At 69.7% G+C, this 1950-nt stretch carries 3 protein-coding genes; all 3 read right to left on the reverse strand.

What is annotated here, in order from left to right:
- Positions 1 to 1074: IS66 family transposase (gene tnpC / locus SYV04_RS43605; protein ID WP_321552058.1), on the reverse strand; the 1074-nt coding region annotated here is incomplete at its 3' end.
- Positions 1075 to 1090: 16 nt separating this feature from the next.
- Positions 1091 to 1471: an IS66 family insertion sequence element accessory protein TnpB gene (gene tnpB / locus SYV04_RS43610; RefSeq protein ID WP_321552059.1), complete on the reverse strand. Its 381-nt coding sequence runs from the start codon at positions 1469 to 1471 to the stop codon at positions 1091 to 1093.
- On the reverse strand, positions 1465 to 1869 hold the full coding sequence (locus tag SYV04_RS43615; RefSeq protein ID WP_321552060.1) for a transposase: 405 nt from the start codon (positions 1867 to 1869) through the stop codon (positions 1465 to 1467). The genes tnpB and SYV04_RS43615 overlap by 7 nt, the downstream gene beginning before the upstream one ends.
- Between the last annotated feature and the right edge of the window lie 81 nt (positions 1870 to 1950).

The following is a 1950-nucleotide window of genomic DNA, read 5'->3' on the forward strand; positions in this document are numbered from 1 at the left end:
CGGTAGGTCTGCCTCGATGGCGTACAACTCGCCAATAAGGTCCAGCACCCCTTTGCAGGCAGGGGCGAATTTCTGGGCTTCGAAAAACTTGCGGCGCACGTGCGCCCAGCAGAAGGCCAGCGTGGCCGGACAGGGTCCATCCGCGCCGGACTTCGTCGCCGTCTGGTAGGCCGCATACCCATCCACCAGGACGATGCCCTCGTAGTCGCCCAGCACGGTGCGCGCCGTCGCCCCGGAGCGGCTGGGGTAGATGCGATGGAAGACGGTGTCGGGCGAGGCCACCGTCCACGCGTACCACTTGGTGCCGGGCCCCTTGTCCAGCAGGTACCAGTGCGTCTCGTCCGCGTGGATGAGAGGCGAGGTGAAAACTTCGGCCAGCAGCGCCTCGTAGGACTTCTGCAGGTGCTGGGCGAGCGCCTCAATCTGGTCCCAGAGCGTCTGTGCCTCCACCACCAGGCCCTCGCGCGCGTACAGCCTTTCCTGGCGGGCCAGCGGCAGGTGGAAGCCGTACTTCATGAGGGCCACGTGGACCGCGAAGTCCACCGAGTAGCGGCCACCCGGAATCAGCCGCGGAGGGGCCGGCGCCGTCACCGGCGCGCAGCCCTGGCCGCAGCGGTACTTCTGCCGCTTCACCCGCCGCAGCAGGAAGCTTCGCTCGACGACGGTGATTTGCTCGCAGTCCTCCGTCTGGCCTTCCCACGCGCGCAGGCCGCTGCCGCACAGGCCGCAGACCTGGTCCGCCTCCTCCAGCGGCAGCAGCACCTCTTGCACCTTCAGCTCGGGCTGAGCCTTGGGGCCGTGGCCGCGCTGCGGCTTGGCACGCGGAGGCTTCGGCGGCTTGTCGCCACGCTTCTCGCTGGAGGCACCGAAGAGGCGCTGCTGCATGAGCGCCAGCTGCTCCTTGAGCTGCGTCAGCTCCAGCTGCAGGTGCGCCTGGGCCTCCTCGCCCTTGAGCCGGGCCACTTCCGCGACGAGCGCCTCGAGGCGCTGGTGCAGCCGGGCATTCTCCGCCTCCAGCAGCGCCGCCACCTGCTTGGCCGTCTCCAAGTCTCGCAGCTGCTCCACTCGCACCATGACTACCTGACAGGTGCTACAAGCCACTGCCTACCGCAAGGACTTTCTCGTCCACCGCCGGAGGCGACAGCTTCCACCGCCCCGCCAACTCGCAGCCCTCCAGGAAGAGCGACAGCTCGCTCACCGTCAACTCCACTGCCTGCGCGCCCTCGTCGCACCAGGGCCGAGCGAAGCGTCCCCGGAAGAGTCTCTTGGTGAGCAGCACCAGGCCCGTGCCGTCGAAGTGCAGCACCTTGGCCCGGCGCCGGCTGCGGCCGACGAAGAGGAAGACGTCGCCCTTGAGCAGCTGCCGCCCCAACTGCTGCTCGACGAGGGCACCCAGTCCATCGAAGCCCTTGCGCATGTCCACCGGGGCCGCGTACGCGAAGACGCGCACGGCGCGCGTGTGCGTCAGCATCCCAGTCTCCCCAACAGCTGGGCAGCGGCCTCCAGCGTCAGCCCCTCGACTCGCCAGCCGCCCGGCGAGACCAGCGCCACCTGCGGCACTCCTGCCACCTCGGCTCGGACGGGGCGCTCGCTGACGTGCACCGGCACCAGCGCCGCGCCCTTCTCGGCGGGCTTCGGACGGCGGTGGCCTGCGGGGCGCCCCTTGCGCCACTCGTAGAGCGTCGGCCCGGACACCCCCAGCTTCTGCGCCGCGTCCGTCACCGTCCCTCCCGCTGCCACGGTGTGCTCGGCGTAGCGCACCGCGAAGGCGCGCAGCGCCTCGGGGAAGGGCAACGAGCCACTGCGCCGCCCGGCCTTCAACCGCTGCGCTTCCTGACGGAACTGCTCCAATTCCTTCTCCAACTCCATGGACCACCTCCCTGGCGTGTGGCCAAGGGAGGTCTCATGAGAGGCCGGAGCCCGTCACGACGGGGCACGGCGAGGTCTTAC

Source organism: Hyalangium ruber (assembly GCF_034259325.1).
Lineage (GTDB): Bacteria > Myxococcota > Myxococcia > Myxococcales > Myxococcaceae > Hyalangium_A > Hyalangium_A rubrum.

Excerpts from the sequence above, each read along its gene's own strand:
- SYV04_RS43615 (WP_321552060.1), bottom strand. The coding sequence starts at position 1,869 with ATGGAGTTGGAGAAGGAATTGGAGCAGTTCCGTCAGGAAGCGCAGCGG.
- tnpB (WP_321552059.1), bottom strand. The coding sequence starts at position 1,471 with ATGCTGACGCACACGCGCGCCGTGCGCGTCTTCGCGTACGCGGCCCCG.